15 protein-coding genes are annotated in these 14,433 nt (G+C 71.3%); 4 read left to right on the top strand and 11 right to left on the bottom strand.

Translation table 11 applies throughout. The features are described 5' to 3' along the window. The first annotated feature begins 124 nt into the window (after positions 1 to 124). Positions 125 to 835: an acetate uptake transporter family protein gene (locus ACE4Q9_RS31820; RefSeq protein ID WP_397987970.1), complete on the top strand. Its 711-nt coding sequence runs from the start codon at positions 125 to 127 to the stop codon at positions 833 to 835. Between the two features lie 104 nt (positions 836 to 939). Here ACE4Q9_RS31820 and ACE4Q9_RS31825 read toward each other — a convergent pair whose 3' ends face one another. Continuing rightward, positions 940 to 1,539 carry a TetR/AcrR family transcriptional regulator gene (locus ACE4Q9_RS31825; protein WP_397987971.1) on the bottom strand — a complete coding sequence of 200 codons (600 nt, stop codon included), beginning with the start codon at positions 1,537 to 1,539 and terminating at the stop codon, positions 940 to 942. Positions 1,540 to 1,743: 204 nt separating this feature from the next. Here ACE4Q9_RS31825 and ACE4Q9_RS31830 point away from each other — a divergent pair, with 204 nt between their 5' ends. Continuing rightward, a complete protein-coding gene (locus tag ACE4Q9_RS31830) occupies positions 1,744 to 2,583 on the top strand; it encodes an alpha/beta fold hydrolase (protein WP_397987972.1) in 840 nt (279 codons plus the stop codon). Between the two features lie 8 nt (positions 2,584 to 2,591). Here ACE4Q9_RS31830 and ACE4Q9_RS31835 read toward each other — a convergent pair whose 3' ends face one another. Then, a complete protein-coding gene (locus ACE4Q9_RS31835; RefSeq protein WP_397987973.1) occupies positions 2,592 to 3,359 on the bottom strand; it encodes a GNAT family N-acetyltransferase in 768 nt (255 codons plus the stop codon). 308 nt (positions 3,360 to 3,667) lie between these two features. Beyond that, the gene (locus tag ACE4Q9_RS31840) at positions 3,668 to 4,006 is read right to left on the bottom strand and encodes a GNAT family N-acetyltransferase (RefSeq protein WP_397987974.1); all 339 of its coding nucleotides are present in this window, start codon (positions 4,004 to 4,006) and stop codon (positions 3,668 to 3,670) included. Between the two features lie 426 nt (positions 4,007 to 4,432). On the opposite strand from ACE4Q9_RS31840, the gene ACE4Q9_RS31845 reads away from it, so the two are divergent. After that, positions 4,433 to 5,305: an SGNH/GDSL hydrolase family protein gene (locus tag ACE4Q9_RS31845; protein ID WP_397987975.1), complete on the top strand. Its 873-nt coding sequence runs from the start codon at positions 4,433 to 4,435 to the stop codon at positions 5,303 to 5,305. A gap of 12 nt (positions 5,306 to 5,317) precedes the next feature. Here the strand turns inward: ACE4Q9_RS31845 and ACE4Q9_RS31850 are convergent, their stop codons facing one another. Beyond that, the gene (locus ACE4Q9_RS31850) at positions 5,318 to 6,118 is read right to left on the bottom strand and encodes an SDR family NAD(P)-dependent oxidoreductase (RefSeq protein WP_397987976.1); all 801 of its coding nucleotides are present in this window, start codon (positions 6,116 to 6,118) and stop codon (positions 5,318 to 5,320) included. 172 nt (positions 6,119 to 6,290) lie between these two features. Here ACE4Q9_RS31850 and ACE4Q9_RS31855 point away from each other — a divergent pair, with 172 nt between their 5' ends. Beyond that, complete coding sequence (locus ACE4Q9_RS31855) at positions 6,291 to 6,680, top strand: RidA family protein (RefSeq protein ID WP_397987977.1); 390 nt, start codon at positions 6,291 to 6,293, stop codon at positions 6,678 to 6,680. Between the two features lie 18 nt (positions 6,681 to 6,698). On the opposite strand, the gene ACE4Q9_RS31860 is transcribed toward ACE4Q9_RS31855, so the two are convergent. From ACE4Q9_RS31860 to ACE4Q9_RS31890, 7 genes are all read right to left on the bottom strand, one after another. Next, the gene (locus ACE4Q9_RS31860; protein ID WP_397987978.1) at positions 6,699 to 7,973 is read right to left on the bottom strand and encodes a hypothetical protein; all 1,275 of its coding nucleotides are present in this window, start codon (positions 7,971 to 7,973) and stop codon (positions 6,699 to 6,701) included. A gap of 130 nt (positions 7,974 to 8,103) precedes the next feature. Then, positions 8,104 to 8,982, bottom strand: a complete 879-nt coding sequence (locus tag ACE4Q9_RS31865) for a DMT family transporter (protein WP_397987979.1) — start codon at positions 8,980 to 8,982, stop codon at positions 8,104 to 8,106. A gap of 155 nt (positions 8,983 to 9,137) precedes the next feature. Continuing rightward, positions 9,138 to 10,892, bottom strand: coding sequence for a carbohydrate binding domain-containing protein (locus ACE4Q9_RS31870; protein ID WP_397987980.1), 1,755 nt, complete (start codon positions 10,890 to 10,892; stop codon positions 9,138 to 9,140). Positions 10,893 to 11,077: 185 nt separating this feature from the next. Next, on the bottom strand, positions 11,078 to 11,359 hold the full coding sequence (locus ACE4Q9_RS31875; RefSeq protein ID WP_397987981.1) for a hypothetical protein: 282 nt from the start codon (positions 11,357 to 11,359) through the stop codon (positions 11,078 to 11,080). A gap of 98 nt (positions 11,360 to 11,457) precedes the next feature. Beyond that, positions 11,458 to 12,273 carry an ABC transporter permease gene (locus tag ACE4Q9_RS31880; protein ID WP_397988289.1) on the bottom strand — a complete coding sequence of 272 codons (816 nt, stop codon included), beginning with the start codon at positions 12,271 to 12,273 and terminating at the stop codon, positions 11,458 to 11,460. Positions 12,274 to 12,322: 49 nt separating this feature from the next. Next, the gene (locus tag ACE4Q9_RS31885; RefSeq protein ID WP_397987982.1) at positions 12,323 to 13,216 is read right to left on the bottom strand and encodes an ABC transporter permease; all 894 of its coding nucleotides are present in this window, start codon (positions 13,214 to 13,216) and stop codon (positions 12,323 to 12,325) included. 3 nt (positions 13,217 to 13,219) lie between these two features. Next, entirely contained in the window at positions 13,220 to 14,413 is a 1,194-nt protein-coding gene (locus ACE4Q9_RS31890) for an ABC transporter substrate-binding protein (protein ID WP_397987983.1), read from the bottom strand. Positions 14,414 to 14,433 lie beyond the last annotated feature (20 nt).

Here is a 14,433-nt window from a genome sequence, read left to right on the forward strand (position 1 = left end):
CACGGACAATTCCGCGACAACGCCCGGACCTGCGCTCCGGCACCGAGGGCGCACGCACCGGCCGCGAACGGGTACTCCGTGACGTGGACGCACGGCACGAGGCCCGAGGGACGGGGTGATCCGGATGCCGCCACCAGGAGCGGGAACGCACGAGCCGGCGAGCGGGCCGCCGCGCCCCGAGGCCCTGACCAGGATCGTGCTCAGGCCGCTGGCCAGCAGCCTGCCGCTGGGCTTCTTCGCCTTCGGCACCGGCAGCGTGCTGCTCTCCGCCCAGCAGCTGCACTGGGTGCCCGCGGCCCAGACGGCACCGCTGATGCTGCTGATCCTGGTCTTCGCGGCGCCCCTGGAACTGCTTGCCGGCACGCTCGCCTTCCTCGCCCGCGACGGCGGCGCGGCCTGCGCCCTGTGCGTCCTCGGCGCCACCTGGGCGGGCACGGCGCTGGTCGCCCTGCTCGGACCACCGGGCCGGCGCAGCCCGACCCTCGCGGTGTTCGTGCTGGCCGTCGCCCCGCTGATGCTGCTGCTCTTCGTCGCCGCGCTCCCCGGCAAACCACTCTTCGGTGTGCTCCTGCTGATCGGAGCGTGCCGCTTCGCCCTGACGGGCGCGTACGATGCCGGTGCCGGACCCGCGCTGGAGACCGCGGCCGGCTGGCTCGGCGTCCTCCTCTCCGCGTTCGCCCTGTACGGCGGCTTCGCCCTGCTCCTTGAGGACACCGCCCAGCGCACGGTCCTGCCCCTGGGCCGCCGCGGCCGGGCCCGTACCTCCCTCCAGGGCGACCTCGCCACGCAGTTGGAGCAGGCGGAGCGGGAGGCGGGGGTGCGGCGGCAGCTGTGAGGGAAGCCGGTCGGACGGCAAGCGACCGCGCGGTGAGGGGTGCCGGTCGGACGGCGCCGACGGCGTTGTGAGGGGAGCCGGTCGGACCGCGGATACCGCGCCGTTCACCCGCCGGTCAGCGCCGCCCGTACGATCGCCGCGGCCGACCCGCTCGCCGCCAGTACCGGTGCCGTGCTGCGGGCGGCGCGGGCCAGCATGAAGGCGCCTTCCAGGAGGGCGATGACGGAGGAAGCCGTGTCGCGGGCGAGACGGGCGGGGATGCCGCCGGTGGTGTAGAAGGCGGCGAGGTGGCCGATCCAGCCGTCGAAGACCTCGGAAGTGGCCTTGCGCAGCGGCTCGTTGGTGCTCGCCACCTCCAGCGCGACCGTGGCGATGGGGCAAGGGTCGGCGAAGTCCAGGGCGGTGAGCGTGTCCGCGGCGGCGGTGAAGGCGTCGGCGGTGGCCCTGACCGGGTCGTCGGACGAGGCCATGAGGGTCGTGACGAGATCCAGGTAGACGGCGCCCGAAGTGCGGACGATCTCCTCGGCAAGCTGGGCCTTGCCGCCGGGGAAGAAGTGGTAGATCGACCCGAACGGCGCGCCCGCCGCCTCGGCGATCTGCTTCATGCCCGTGCCGGTGTAGCCCGAGCGGCGGAACAGCTCGGTGCCGGCGCGCACGATGCGCTGCCGCGTCTCATGGGTGCTCGCGGCCTTGCCGTCGTTCACGGAACGAAACCTCCGGAAAGCCGGTTGCCGACGGTCGGTCGGCGTCTATTCTGGCACTAGAACGCTCTATCAAGTCGAGGGAGACTCCCTCAGGTCCACAAGAGAGGCTCCGACAGGTCCGCGGAGCCATCCCTCACATCAGCGGAACGACCCAACACGTCCCCGTGTCGGCACGCACGAGCCGACCGGAACGGAGGCAAGGGCATGCCGGAGATCGAGCTCAGCGCGGGAACCATCGACTACGTGGACACCGGGGGCGAGGGCCCCGTGCTCGTCCTGGTGCACGGCCTCGGCTTCGACGAGTCCGTGTGGACCGGGGTGATCCGGGCGCTGCGCCCGGACTTCCGGGTCGTCGTCCCGGTCCTCCCGCTCGGCAGCCACCGGCGCCCGATGCGCCCGGACGCCGACCTCTCCGCCCACGGCGTCGCCCGGCTGCTCGCCGAGTTCATGGACCGGCTCGACCTGCGCGAGGTCACCCTCGTGCAGAACGACGCGGGCACCGCCCAGCTCCTCGTCGGCACCCGCGACGAACGCGTCGCCCGCCTGGTCCTGACTTCCTGCGAGGCCCTGGACAACTACCCGCCCGGCGTCCAGGGCCGTCTGCTCTCCACGGCGTGCAAGATCCCCGGCGGACTCTTCCTCCTCCTCCAGTCCTTCCGCTTCCCCTTCCTGGCCCGGATGCCCCTCGCGCTCGGCGGAATGGCGAAGCTTCCCCTGCCCAAAGAGCTGATCGCCCGCTGGTACAAACCGCTGCTGACGAACGCTCAGATCCGGCGTGACTTCGCCAAGTTCCTCCGCTCCACCCGCGCGGACTGCTACCTGGAGGCGGCCGGAAACCTCCCCTCCTTCACCCGCCCCGCCCTGGTCGCCTGGGGCGCCGAGGACCGGATGATGCCACCGGCCACCGGCCGCCGACTGGCCCGGCTCCTCCCGGACTCCCGCTACGTGGAGATCCCCGGCGCCCGCACCCTCGTCCAACTGGACAACCCGGCCGCCCTCGTCGACGAGATCCGCCGCTTCGTCAAGGACAACCCGCTGCCCTGAGGGGCCCGTCAGTCGTGGAGCGTCAGATACAGCCGGGTGCCGCCGGGCCGGAAGCCCACGCGTTCGTATACGCGCCGCGAGCCCTCTCCCGAATACTCCAGCCACACGCTCCGGGCACCCCGGCCGAACAACGCCCCGGCCAGGCTCGCGGTGACCGCCGCGGCGATCCCCCGGCCCCGGTACGCGGGCAGGGTGCCGACGCCCGCCAGCTCCGCGGTGCCCTCGGCGGGCGCGGAGCACAGGGCGCCGCCCGCGCAGCTCCCGTTCCCGGCGCGGACGAAGCGGACCGCCCCGCCGCCCTCCTCGGTGCGCCGCAACCGGGCCGCGCCCTGCGGGGACGGGGCCCATTCGCCGCCGAACGCCTCGGCGAGCGCCGTGTCGACGGCGATGTAGTCCGCGTCGGTGACCGGCGCCTCCACCCGGACGCCGGCCCCCGGTTCCGGCGACGACTCCGGAATGGTGAGTGTCGCGGGGGTGCAGACGAGGTATTCGTGCACCGCCTCCGTGGTGAATCCGGCCCGCCGGAGCGCCGGTTCGACCGCCGGGGCGGCATTCGGGGCGAATTCCAGCCGGGGCAGGAGTCCGCGGGAGCGGAAGGCGTCGATCAGGTCCGCCACGTCCGCGTCGGTGGGTTCGGCGCCCGGAACGGGGGTGGCGTAGTTGACGTACGGGCTCGTCGTGGCCGGATCGAACCCCACGACGAAGCCGCCCACCCGGCGGGCCGCCGGGCGGCGCAGGAGATGGGCGACGGCAAAGCTCTGGACATCGGGGTGCACGCTGAGAAGTCCTCACGGTGAAAGCGGTCGTGCGTACGAGGGAGCGCCTCGGTGAGCGAGGCGGCGGTGTGCTGGACACCGCGTCGTCGGGCCGCCGTGAGGAGAGCGGGGGAACGGGGGAGCGCGCTGCCGTGGGGCAGGGGGCTCAGTTCCGACGGCGGCCGCTGCGGGACGCCGGAACCATGGACTTCAGTCCTTCGGAGGGAGAAACGGGGATCGGATAGCTGCTGTTCGAGCCGGATGGATCTTGCCATCGCCGGGGCGGGACGGCAAGGCCCAGGCATCGCAGGGGAGTTGTGGTCCGCCGCTCAGCCGAGCCGGGCGTCGAGCCAGCTCAGGATCTCGGGGGTCACCTCGTCCGTGATGTCCGCGAACTCCTCGTGCTTCTTCAGGAACCCGGCGACGTACGGGCACACCGGCACGATCCGCTTGCCGAGCGCGCGCACGTCCGTGAGGGCGTACCCGACCAGTTGCCCGGCCAGGCCCTGCCCGGCGTGGGCGTCGTCGATCTCGGTGTGGAAGAAGATTCGCTGCTCGCCCCGGTCGCGGTAGGCGGTCAGGCCGGCGCGCTCGCCGCCGACCAGGATCTCGTAACGGTGCCGTGCGTCCACGCGCTCCACGGTCGGCGCGGGGGAGGGCTGGTCCATGGTCGTCCTTTCGGCGGAGGGAACACCGGTGTGACGGGGTGCGGGAGGATACCGCCGAGAGTCCGCCACGCCCGCACTCTATCCCGGTTCCCGCAGGTCAGCGCCGCCGGGCGCCGACACGACGGACCCGGCGGCCGCCGGTCCACCGCTCCCGGCGGCGTTCGTGCTCGAATGATCCATGCCGTCACCAACTCCTCCGTGGGTGACGGCAATTCGTCACTCATGTTTCATGGGCATTTCAAGAACTTCCGTCCGCAATGTTGACTCGGCGATCAGCTGCCCGCACATTACCTAGCGGTAGAACTCGCTGGTAGTACCCGCAACTCCCTGCTCCACGGCCGTCGTCGTGCGCACCCCACGCAGCGCCCCGACGGCCGGCGATACCCCCTGCCCCACACCCGTCGCGTAGAAGAGGGAGCACTCCCTATGCCCACCCCCGCCCTGCGCCGTGCCGCCGCCGCGGCATCCGCACTCGCCGGCACGCTGGCCCTCGGCCTCACCGCCGTCCCCGCCCATGCGGCGACGCCCCTCAACTACGCGGCTCTCGGCGACAGTTACAGCGCCGGTTCGGGTGTCACGCCCGTCGACACCAGCAATCTGCTCTGCCTGCGCTCCACGGTGAACTACCCGCACGTCCTCGCGCGGGCGACCGGCGCCTCGCTGACGGACGTGACCTGCGGCGGCGCCGAGACCAAGGACTTCACCCAGTCCCAGTATCCGGGTGTGGCACCGCAGTTGGACGCGGTGAACGCGAACACCGACCTGGTGACGCTGACCATCGGCGGCAACGACAACAGCACCTTCCTTAACGCCATCGTGGACTGCGGCACCGCCGGCGTCCTCAGCGCCGGGTTCGGCCACCCCTGCAAGGACAAGTACGGCACGTCCTTCGACGACGCGATCGACGCGAACACCTATCCCGCGCTGAAGAGTGCCCTGACCGCCCTGCGGGCCAAGGCACCCCACGCCCGTGTGGCGGTGCTGGGTTACCCGTGGATCGTGCCCACCGCCTTCGAGGCGTCCTGCTTCGTCAAGCTGCCCATCGCCTCCGGCGACATCCCGTACCTGCGCGCCCTCCAGGCCCACCTCAACTCGGTCGTGCAGCGCGCGGCCCAGGAGACCGGGGCCACCTTCGTGGACTTCTCGCAGGCGTCCGACGGCCACGACGCCTGCCAGCCTTCGGGCACCCGGTGGATCGAGCCGCTGCTGTTCGGGTCGAACATCGTGCCGGTGCACCCCAACGCGCTCGGCGAGCAGCGCATGGCCGAGCGCACGATGAGCGCCCTGGGCCTCGGCTGACCAGGACCCGGATCAGGCGCGGGCGCCCCCGTCGACCCTGAGGACCGTGCCGGTCACGAAGGAGGACCGATCGCTGAGCAGCCACGCGGCGGCCTCGGCGATCTCCTCCGGGGCGGCCGGCCGGCCCAGCGGGATCCCCGCCGTGATCCGCTCGCGCACACCGGGCGAGTCCGCCTCCCAGCTCCGGGTCATCTCCGTCAGCGTGAAGCCCGGCGCGATCGCGTTGACGCGGATGCCCTCGGGGCCGTAGGTCACGGCGGCCGACGCGGTCATGCTGTTCACCGCCCGCTTCGTCGCCGCGTAGGCGGGCAGCTCGGGATTCCCGCGCAGGCTGCCCACCGACGAGTTGTTGACGATGGCACCGGTCCCCGCGCTCGCCCGGATGGCGGCCACCTCGGCGGCCATGGCCAGCCAGACGCCCTTCATGTTCACCGTGTAGATCCGGTCGAGGTCGGCCTCCGGCAACTCGTCCAGGGGGGCGGGCCGCTGGATCGTCGCCCCGTTGTTGAAGGCGACGTCGAGCCGGCCGAACCGCTCCACCGCGCGGTCCACGGCGGCGCGCACGCTCGCCCCGTCGGAAAGGTCGCACACCACGTGGTCCGCGGAGCCGCCCGCCGCCCGGATCTCCTCGGCCACCGCCGTCAGTTGCTCCTCCGTACGCGCCGCGAGCAGCACCCGCGCACCCTCCCGTGCGAACAGCCGCGCCGCCGCCGCGCCGATGCCGCGCCCGGCCCCGGTGATGAAGGCGACCTTGCCGGCCAGCAGCCCGGCGGAGGTCGGGCGAGGTGTCTCGGTGTTCTGTCTGTTGTTCATGCCAACGAGCCTGCGCCCTGCGCCGCCCCGTATCCAGGCACCATCTGCACCCGGCTGGGCCATCCGGCGGGCACGGACACCGGAACGGCGGACAGGGCGACTTCGCTTCCCGGGACGCCCTGGAAGCGTTCGTGTTGGACGCGGGCGCGCCGGTCGGCCTAGCGTTCGGATCATGACAGAGCGACGTGCCATCCTCAGCGGCTCGGCCTTCGAGGAGCAGATCGGCTACGCCCGTGCCGTGGTCGACGGCGAGTGGGTGCATGTGTCCGGGACCACCGGGTTCGACTACACCACCATGACGATCCCGGACGACGTGGTGGGACAGGCCGAGCAGTGCCTGCGCAATATCGGGGCCGCGCTGGCCGAGGCGGGGTGCACGTTCGCCGATGTGGTGCGGGTGCGCTATCTGCTGCCGGACCGCGCGGACTTCGAGCCCTGCTGGCCGGTGCTGCGCGCCTGCTTCGGCGAGGTCCGGCCCGCCGCCACCATGATGGTGTGCGGCCTCGCCGACCCGCGTATGAAGATCGAGATCGAGGTGTACGCCCGCCGCTCAGCCGACTGAACCCGCCCTGCTCCGGCCCTACTTGGCCGGGTGCAGGAACGAACTCCAGCCGCCCGCCGGCTTCTCGCCCACCTCCAGGGTGCGCAGCTGCGCGAGGATCGCCGGATCCTGGGCGTCGAGCCAGTCGACGAACTGCCGGAAGGAGACGAGCCGTACCTCCGGCCGCCCGGCGATCTGCCGCAGCGCCTCCTCGACCGCGTCCATGTAGATGCCACCGTTCCACTGCTCGAAGTGGTTGCCGATGAACAGCGGCGCGCGGTTCGTCTCGTAGGCCCGGTCGAATCCCGCCAGGTACGCCTGCGAGGTCTGGGCCCGCCAGTAGGGATAGTTGTACGACGGCGCGCGCGTCGAGTTCAGGGACTGGTTGGCCAGCATGTTCCAGTCCATGGACAGCACCTCGAAGCTGCGTCCGGGGAACGGGATGCCCTGCAACGGCAGATCCCATACGCCGTTCCGCTTCCGTGGCCAGCGCTGCACCCCGCCCGGAGACGAGGCGTCGTACCGCCAGCCCAGTGCGCGCGCGGTCGGCAGCAGGTTCTCCTGGCCGAGCAGACAGGGGGTGCGGCCGCCCACGAGTTCCTTGTCGTAGTCGAAGGGCAGCGGCGGCTCGTCGCGCCAGCCGGTGTTGGTCCGCCAGGTCTTGACGAAGGTCCGAGCCTGCTCGATCTCCCAGCGCCACTGTGCCGGGGTCCAGTCGGCCACCGATCCGGAGCCCTCGCAGAAGTGCCCGTTGAAGTGCGTGCCGATCTCGTGCCCGTCGAGCCAGGCCTGGCGCACGTACTTCAGGGTCTCCTTGATGTGCGCGTTCGTGAGATAGCCGATGTCCGAGGCGCCGACCGGGTTGTTCGGCGGCCGGTACAGCCGCTTCTTGTCCTCCGGCAGCAGGTAGAGGCCGGACAGGAAGAAGGTCATACGGGCGTCGTGCTCGCGCGCGAGTTCCAGGAAGCGCGGGAAGAGTCCGGTGCCGAGTTCGCCCGCGCCGTCCCAGGAGAACACCACGAACTGCGGCGGGGTCTCGCCCGGTTCCAGGGGGGTTGGCGCGTCCGGCTGGTTCGGCTGGCGTCCGGTGTAGGCGGTCGAGCCGTCGCCGATCGGCCGGGGCGCCTGCCGCTGCCCGCCGGGTCCGCCGGAGCCGAGGCCCCATCCGCCGCCGTCGCATCCGCTCAGCGCGGCGGCCGCCACGCCGAGTCCGGCACCGAGGCCCAGGCGCGCCACACTCCGGCGGCTGATTCCTTGCGTCGCCACGCCATCGCCTCCTCGACCGGGGCATCCGAACCGCCCGACGCGACGCATAATATGGACGATAAGCATACGAAAATCGTTATTTGACGCGGCGTGGTGCATAAAGGATATTCATACTTCGAGCCGAAGCCGAAGCCGAAGCCGAAGCCGAAGCCGGACCGGGAGCCGGTCCCGCAGCCGCTCAGCTCGCGCTCCCCTCCCCGGCCGGCACCGGCACGGGCGCGATCCGCTGAACGGCCCGGCTCAGCACCAGCACCCCCACGATGATCACCAGTGCCCCGCACGCCTCCGGCACCAGCCACCAGCCGGGGCGGATCCGCTCGTGGAACAGGGCGATGCCGAGGGTCAGGCTCACCACCGCGTCGCCGATGGTCAGCGCGGGCTGGGCCGCGGCCAGCGGGCCCGCCTGGAGCGCGTTCTCCAGGAGGAGGACGGCGGCCACCCCGGCGAGCGCGAAGCCGTACGTCTGCCAGGACCGCAGAAACGCCTGGAACCCCTGGTCGGCGAAGGTGCCCGAGGACGACTTCAGCAGTGCGGCGGTCAGCGCGTTGCCCGTGGCGGACGCGGCGCCCAGCAGGGCGGCACGCCGGGCCGCCGGGTGGCCGGGGGCGGCGAGGAGCACGGCGGCGGCCATCGCGCCGACGCACAGGCACAGCGCCGGGACCCAGCGGGTGAGCGGGGCCTGGTCGGTCGCCCCGTGCGGCGCGGCGGCGATCAGCAGTACGGCGAGCCCCGCCACACAGCTCGCCACGCCCCACCAGCCCGAGCGGGGCAACCGCCGGTGCATCAGCGGGGCGGCGACCAGCAGCGCGAACGGCAGCTCCAGGATGAACAGCGGCTGCACCAGCGCCAGCGGACCGTTGACCAGGGCCAGGCTCTGGAACAGGGCCGCGCAGATCACACCGGCCATGCCGATCATCCAGAACGGCCGGCGCACCAGCTCCGCGAGCAGCCGGATTCCGCCGCGGCTGCTCGCGGAGGCGGCCTTGCGCTGGAACGCGGTGCCGACGGCGTTGCTCGCCGCGCCCGCGACGGCGAACGCCGCGGCCAGTCCGATCACGCCCGTCTCCCCTGCCTGCGGTCGTCTCTTCCCGAGGAGTCTCACCCACAGCCTCTCGCACCCCGCGGAAGATCACCGCGTGGCGCGGGGCGGGACGGACGGCTGGGCCCGTCCGGTGCGCTCACCGGACGGGCCCAGCCGCGGGAGGGGACGGGTCAGGACAGGGCGAGGTCGTCGGCGTGGACGGTGCCCTGGCCGTACCAGCCGTGCACGTACACGGTGACCGTGCCGGAGGAGCCGGTGGTGAACGGCACCGTCAGCTTCTGCCAGGTGGAGGACGAGGTCCAGGTGCTGGCCGTCGCGCCCCCGCTCACCCCGAGGTAGGCGTACGACCCCTGCACCCAGCCGCTGAGCGTGTACGACGTGTTCGGCTTGAGGGTGAGGGTCTGGGCGCACTGGCCGGTCGACGAGGAGGTCGGCGCGGTCTGGAGCGCGTGGCCGCCGCTGTGCGCCGGGGAGGAGACGACCGTGGCCCCGCTGTCGCAGGTCCAGGGCGAGAGCGAACCGCTCTCGAAATCACCGTTGGCCAGCGCCGTGGGGGCGCCCCCGCCGGACCCGTTCACGGTCAGGCTGAAGGTGGAGCTGTGTGTGGCCGAGCCCGCCGTGCCGGTGACGGTCAGCGGGTAGGTGCCCGACGCGGTGGCGGCGGTCGTCTTCACGGTGAGCGTGGAGCTGCCGCCCGCGGTGACCGAGGTGGGGCTCAGTGTCGCGGTCACCCCGCTCGGCGCGCCGCTGACCGTCAGGCCGACGGACTGCGCGCTGCCCGAGGCCACCGACGTCTTCACGGTCGCCGTGGTCGAGGCGCCGGGATCGACGGCTGCGGAGGCGGGGGAGAGGGAGAGGGAGAAGTCGTTGGCCGGCGGGGTGGTCGTACCGCCCGAGAACGGCGCGAAGGTGTGCGTGAAGTACCAGGTGTCCTGGCTGATGCCCGAGCAGCTGTCGGAGCCGCCGGTGCCGGGGCAGCCGCCGTTGTCGCGCTGGAGCGCCCAGAAGGAAAGCGTGTTGATGCCCTTGGAGACCGCCCAGTTGTACACCGTCGTGGCGTCGGCGGTGGTGAAGGTCTCGGCCGCGCCGTAGTCGTCGATGCCGGGCATCTCGGTGACGCCGATCATGCTCCACAGCTGGCTGTCGGACAGGTTCGGGTACAGCGAGGCGAGCTGGTCGTGCAGCCCGCTCGCGGCCGTCTGGGTGTCGGTGGCCATGTGGTGGGTGGCGCCGTCGTAGTAGTCGAACGTCATGAGGTTGACGACGTCCACCTTGGCGCCCGCGGTCTTGGCGCTGCGCAGCACCGCGAGCCCGCTGTCGGCGAGCCCGGTCGTGGTGGTGGGCAGGGTGTACGAGAACTGCACCGAGCGCCCGTTGGCGGCGGCCCAGTCCTGGACCTTCTTGATGGCCTGGTTGCGGCGGTCGATGCCGGCCTGGTTGGTCAGCGAGTTGTCCTCGACGTCCATGTCGAGCCGGGAGACGTCGTACGTGGTGATGATCTTCTCGTAGGCGGCCGCGATGGAGTCGACGTTGGTGCAGCTGTCGGCGATCTCGGTGCCGCCGTCGTCGGCGGCGTATCCGCCCAGCGAGGGGATGACGTCGCCGCCGCGCGAGCGGATGGTGTCGAAGTCGGAGCCGTAGACCGAGGAGTCGATGGGCGTGCTGGTGTCGCCGTCCCAGTAGGGCGTGCAGGAGCCCTTCTTCTCGGTCTGGATGAAGGCCATGGTGAGGTACTTGGCCCCGGAGGACTGGGCGAGCGCGGCGGGGCTGTCGCCGTTGTACGCCTCGAAATAGGGGGCGAAGACATGTGCGGGCAACGGGGTCGCCGCGTGCGCGGTGCCCCCGATGCCCAGGGCCAGCCCCGCCGACGCGGCCAGGGTGGCCACGCCGGTGAGCAGGGCGCGTACGGATCTCGGACGTGTCATCGGGTACTCCCGGTTGGCGAACGACAGTCGATCGAGCGGGGGTCTCGCACGGTAGGGCCCGGCCGGGGCTATTGGTCTAGGCCATGATTGGTCTGGACCAAACTCCGGTCAAGGTGCGGGAGCCGCCTTTTTGCATGTTCATGAAAGAATCAACTGTTCGTTCCCGGACCGGAACTGATTGCCCGTCAGGTGGCGCGGGTGCCGCCACCTCGGCGGATACGGCCCAGCAGATCCCGGTGATAGGCGGCGAGCTGCCCCTCGGGGACGGGCGCCGGGCTGCCGGTGAGGGTGTACCAGGTGTCATCGCCGAAGTGCTGCACGGCGACGCGCGCACTGCGCCCGTCGGACCGCAGGATCGTGGCCACGGTGATCTCGCCGGTGATGATGCCGGCCTCGTCCGTCATCGCTCCGCCGGGCCCCGCGGTGACCCGGTCGACATAGCTGTTCACGCTCGGAGGGTTGCTCATGGGCCGCAGGGTTCCATCACGGCGGGCGCCACACCCGGACCGGCCCGCACCCGCGCGTGTCCGGCCCGGCTCACACCCGCGCGTGTCCGGCCCCCGGCTCACACCCGGCTGGAGGTCGCGGTGTCCGCCGACAGCCGCTGCGCCAGGTAGATCGGCACCACCGACAGCAGCACCAGCACCGCGGCCACCACATTGACCACCGGCGCCTGCTGGGGCCGCGTCATGTTGTCGAAGATCCAGATCGGCAGGGTCTCGATGCCGGGCCCCGCGGTGAACGTGGTGACCACGATCTCGTCGAAGGACAGCGCGAACGACAGCAGCGCACCGGCCAGCAGCGCCGAGCGCACCAGTGGGAAGGTGACGTCCGCGAAGGCGCGGAAGCTGGTCGCGCCGAGGTCCATCGCCGCTTCCTCGTACGAGCCCGTCGTCCGCCGCAGCCGGGCCACCACGTTGTTGAACACCACGACGATGCAGAACGTGGCATGCCCGACGATCACCGTGAACAGCCCGAGCCCCACCCCGAGCGGCTGGAGCACCGTGCCGAACGCCGAGTTGAGGGCGATGCCCGTGACGATGCCGGGCAGCGCGATCGGCAGCACCACCACGAACGACACCGTGTCCCGGCCGAAGAAGCGGTGCCGGGCCACGGCGAACGCGATCAGCGTGCCGAGGACCAGCGCGATCGCGGTCGCCCCGAGCCCCGCCTTCACCGACGTCCACAGGGCGTGCCGGGCGCCCGGGTCGTGCAGGGCCGCCGACCACCAGCGCCCGGTCAGGCCCGGCGGTGGCCAGCTCGCGCTGCGGTCCGGGTTCAGCGAGTTGACGAGGACCAGCAGCAGCGGGACGTAGATCACCGCGAAACCGAGCCCGGCGCCGATGCGCAGGGCGATGCGCGCACTGCGGGTGAGATGCACGTCGCTCATCCTCTCCGGAGGCCGGTGCGGGGGCTGGTGCGGAGGCCGGTCACAGGCTGCTCAGGGCGCCGGTGCGGCGGATCGCCAGCAGGTACAGGACGATCACGAGCACGGGGACGGTGCCGAGCGCGGCGGCCATGGGCAGGTTCAACTCGATGTTGGAGTACACGAGATTGCCGATCAGCTGTGTCTTGCCGCCGACGATCTGCACGGTGATGTAGTCGCCGAGGCTCAGTGAGAAGGTGAACACCGAGCCCGCCGCCACCGACGGCAGCACCATCGGCAGCACCACCGAACGGAAGGTGCGCCCCGCGCGGGCCCCGAGGTCCGCCGACGCGTCGAGCAGCCGCGCCGGAAGCTGTTCGAGCGCGGTGTGGATCGGCAGGATCATGTACGGCAGCCACAGGTACGTCAGCGTGAGCACGGTGGCCGGCAGCCCGAATCCGGGGCCGCCGGTGCCGAACGGCGCGAGCAGCCAGTCGGCGAGCCCGCCCCTCGACAGGATCAGCCGCCACGCGTACACCTTGACCAGGTAACTCGCCCACAGCGGGGTGAGGATGGCGACCACAAGCAGCGGGCGCCGGCGCGGCGGGGCCACCCGCGCGGTGTAGAAGGCGACCGGGAAGGCGATCAGCGCGCACAGCACGGTCACCGCGAGCGCGACGCCGACGCTGCGCACGATCACCTCGCGGAACACCGGCACTGTCACCAGCTGGTGGAAGTTGTCCGCCGACCAGACCTTCACCACCTGGGAGGTGAAGGAGTCGGTGGTCCAGAACGCGGAGGCGAACAGCACCGCCAGCGAGCCGAGGTACAGGACGATCAGCCACAGGAGCGGCGCGGTGAGCAGCAGGGTCAGGCGCACCCGGGGCCGGCGGTGCAGGGCCCCGGCGAGCCGCCGTACCCCTGAGGCCCCTTTCGCGGTGGTCGCTTCGCTCGCCACCGGTCAGCCCTTGATCTCGGTCCAGGCCTGCACCCACTTGGCGTAGGGCACGCACTTCACGTCCTTGCGGCCGTCCAGGCACTGCTCGATCGGGGTGTTCCAGAAGGCGATCCGCTTCCAGTAGTTCTCGTCGGCAGCGTGGTAGACCGTGCAGAAGTTCCTGTCCGAGGTCTCCGCGCACGCCTTGGAGTTGGCGGGGGCCTCGCCGAAGTACTCGGCGACCTCGGCGTTGACCTTGGGGGAGACGATCCAGTTCAGCCATTTGTAGGCGCAGTTGGGGTGCTTGGCCTTGCTGGAGACCATCCAGGTGTCCGACCAGCCGGTCGAACCCTCCTTCGGGACAAGCGCCTTTACCTTGGCGCCCTCGGAGGCCGCGAGGTTGGCGATCACCTGCCAGGTGGTCCCGACGACCGAGTCGCCGCTCTTGAAGGCGGAGACCTCCTTGAGGTAATCGCCCCAGTAGTCGCCCACGTTCGCGTTCTGCTTCTTCAGCAGGGCCACGGCCGCGTCGAACTGCCTCTGGTCCAGTGCGTACGGGTCCTTGATCTTCAACTCCGGCCTGGTGGCCTTGAGATGGAGGGCCGCGTCGGCGATGTAGATCGGCGAGTCGTACGCGGTCACGTGCCCCTTGTACCTGGACGCGCCCTCGAAGACCGCGGACCAGGAGGTGGGCGCGGGCTTCACCTTCTCGGTGTTGTACATCAGCAGATTGGCGCCCCGGCCGTGCGGGATGCCGTACATCCTGCCGTCCACCGAGTTCCAGGCGCCGTTCTTCAACCCGCTGAAGACATCCTTGTAGTTGGGCACCAGACCGGTGTTGACGGGGGCCGCGTCACCGGAGGCGATCAGCCGCAGGGAGGCGTCGCCGGAGGCGGACACGGCGTCGTACTCGCCCGTCTTCATCAGCTTGACCATCTCGTCCGAGCTGGCGGCGACCTTGGAGTGGACCTGGCAGCCCGTCCGCGTCTCGAAGTCGTGGACCCAGTCGACCCTCGGGTCGTTCGAGCCGTCCTCGACATAGCCGGCCCAGGCGATCAGGTTGACCTGCCCCTCGGTCCTGCCGAGTTTCGTCGGGGCCTTCAGATCGGGCGGGTTGAGGCCGGTGGCGGAGGTGGAGCCGGAGGAGTCGCAGGCGGCGGCGAGCAGCAGCACGGCACCGGCGCAGGCGGCGGTGCGCAGGGTTCGGGTGAGACGCACGGCGTTTCTCCAAGTATGGG

The sequence above is a fragment of the Streptomyces sp. AM6-12 genome (assembly GCF_044327085.1).
Classification (GTDB): Bacteria; Actinomycetota; Actinomycetes; order Streptomycetales; family Streptomycetaceae; genus Streptomyces.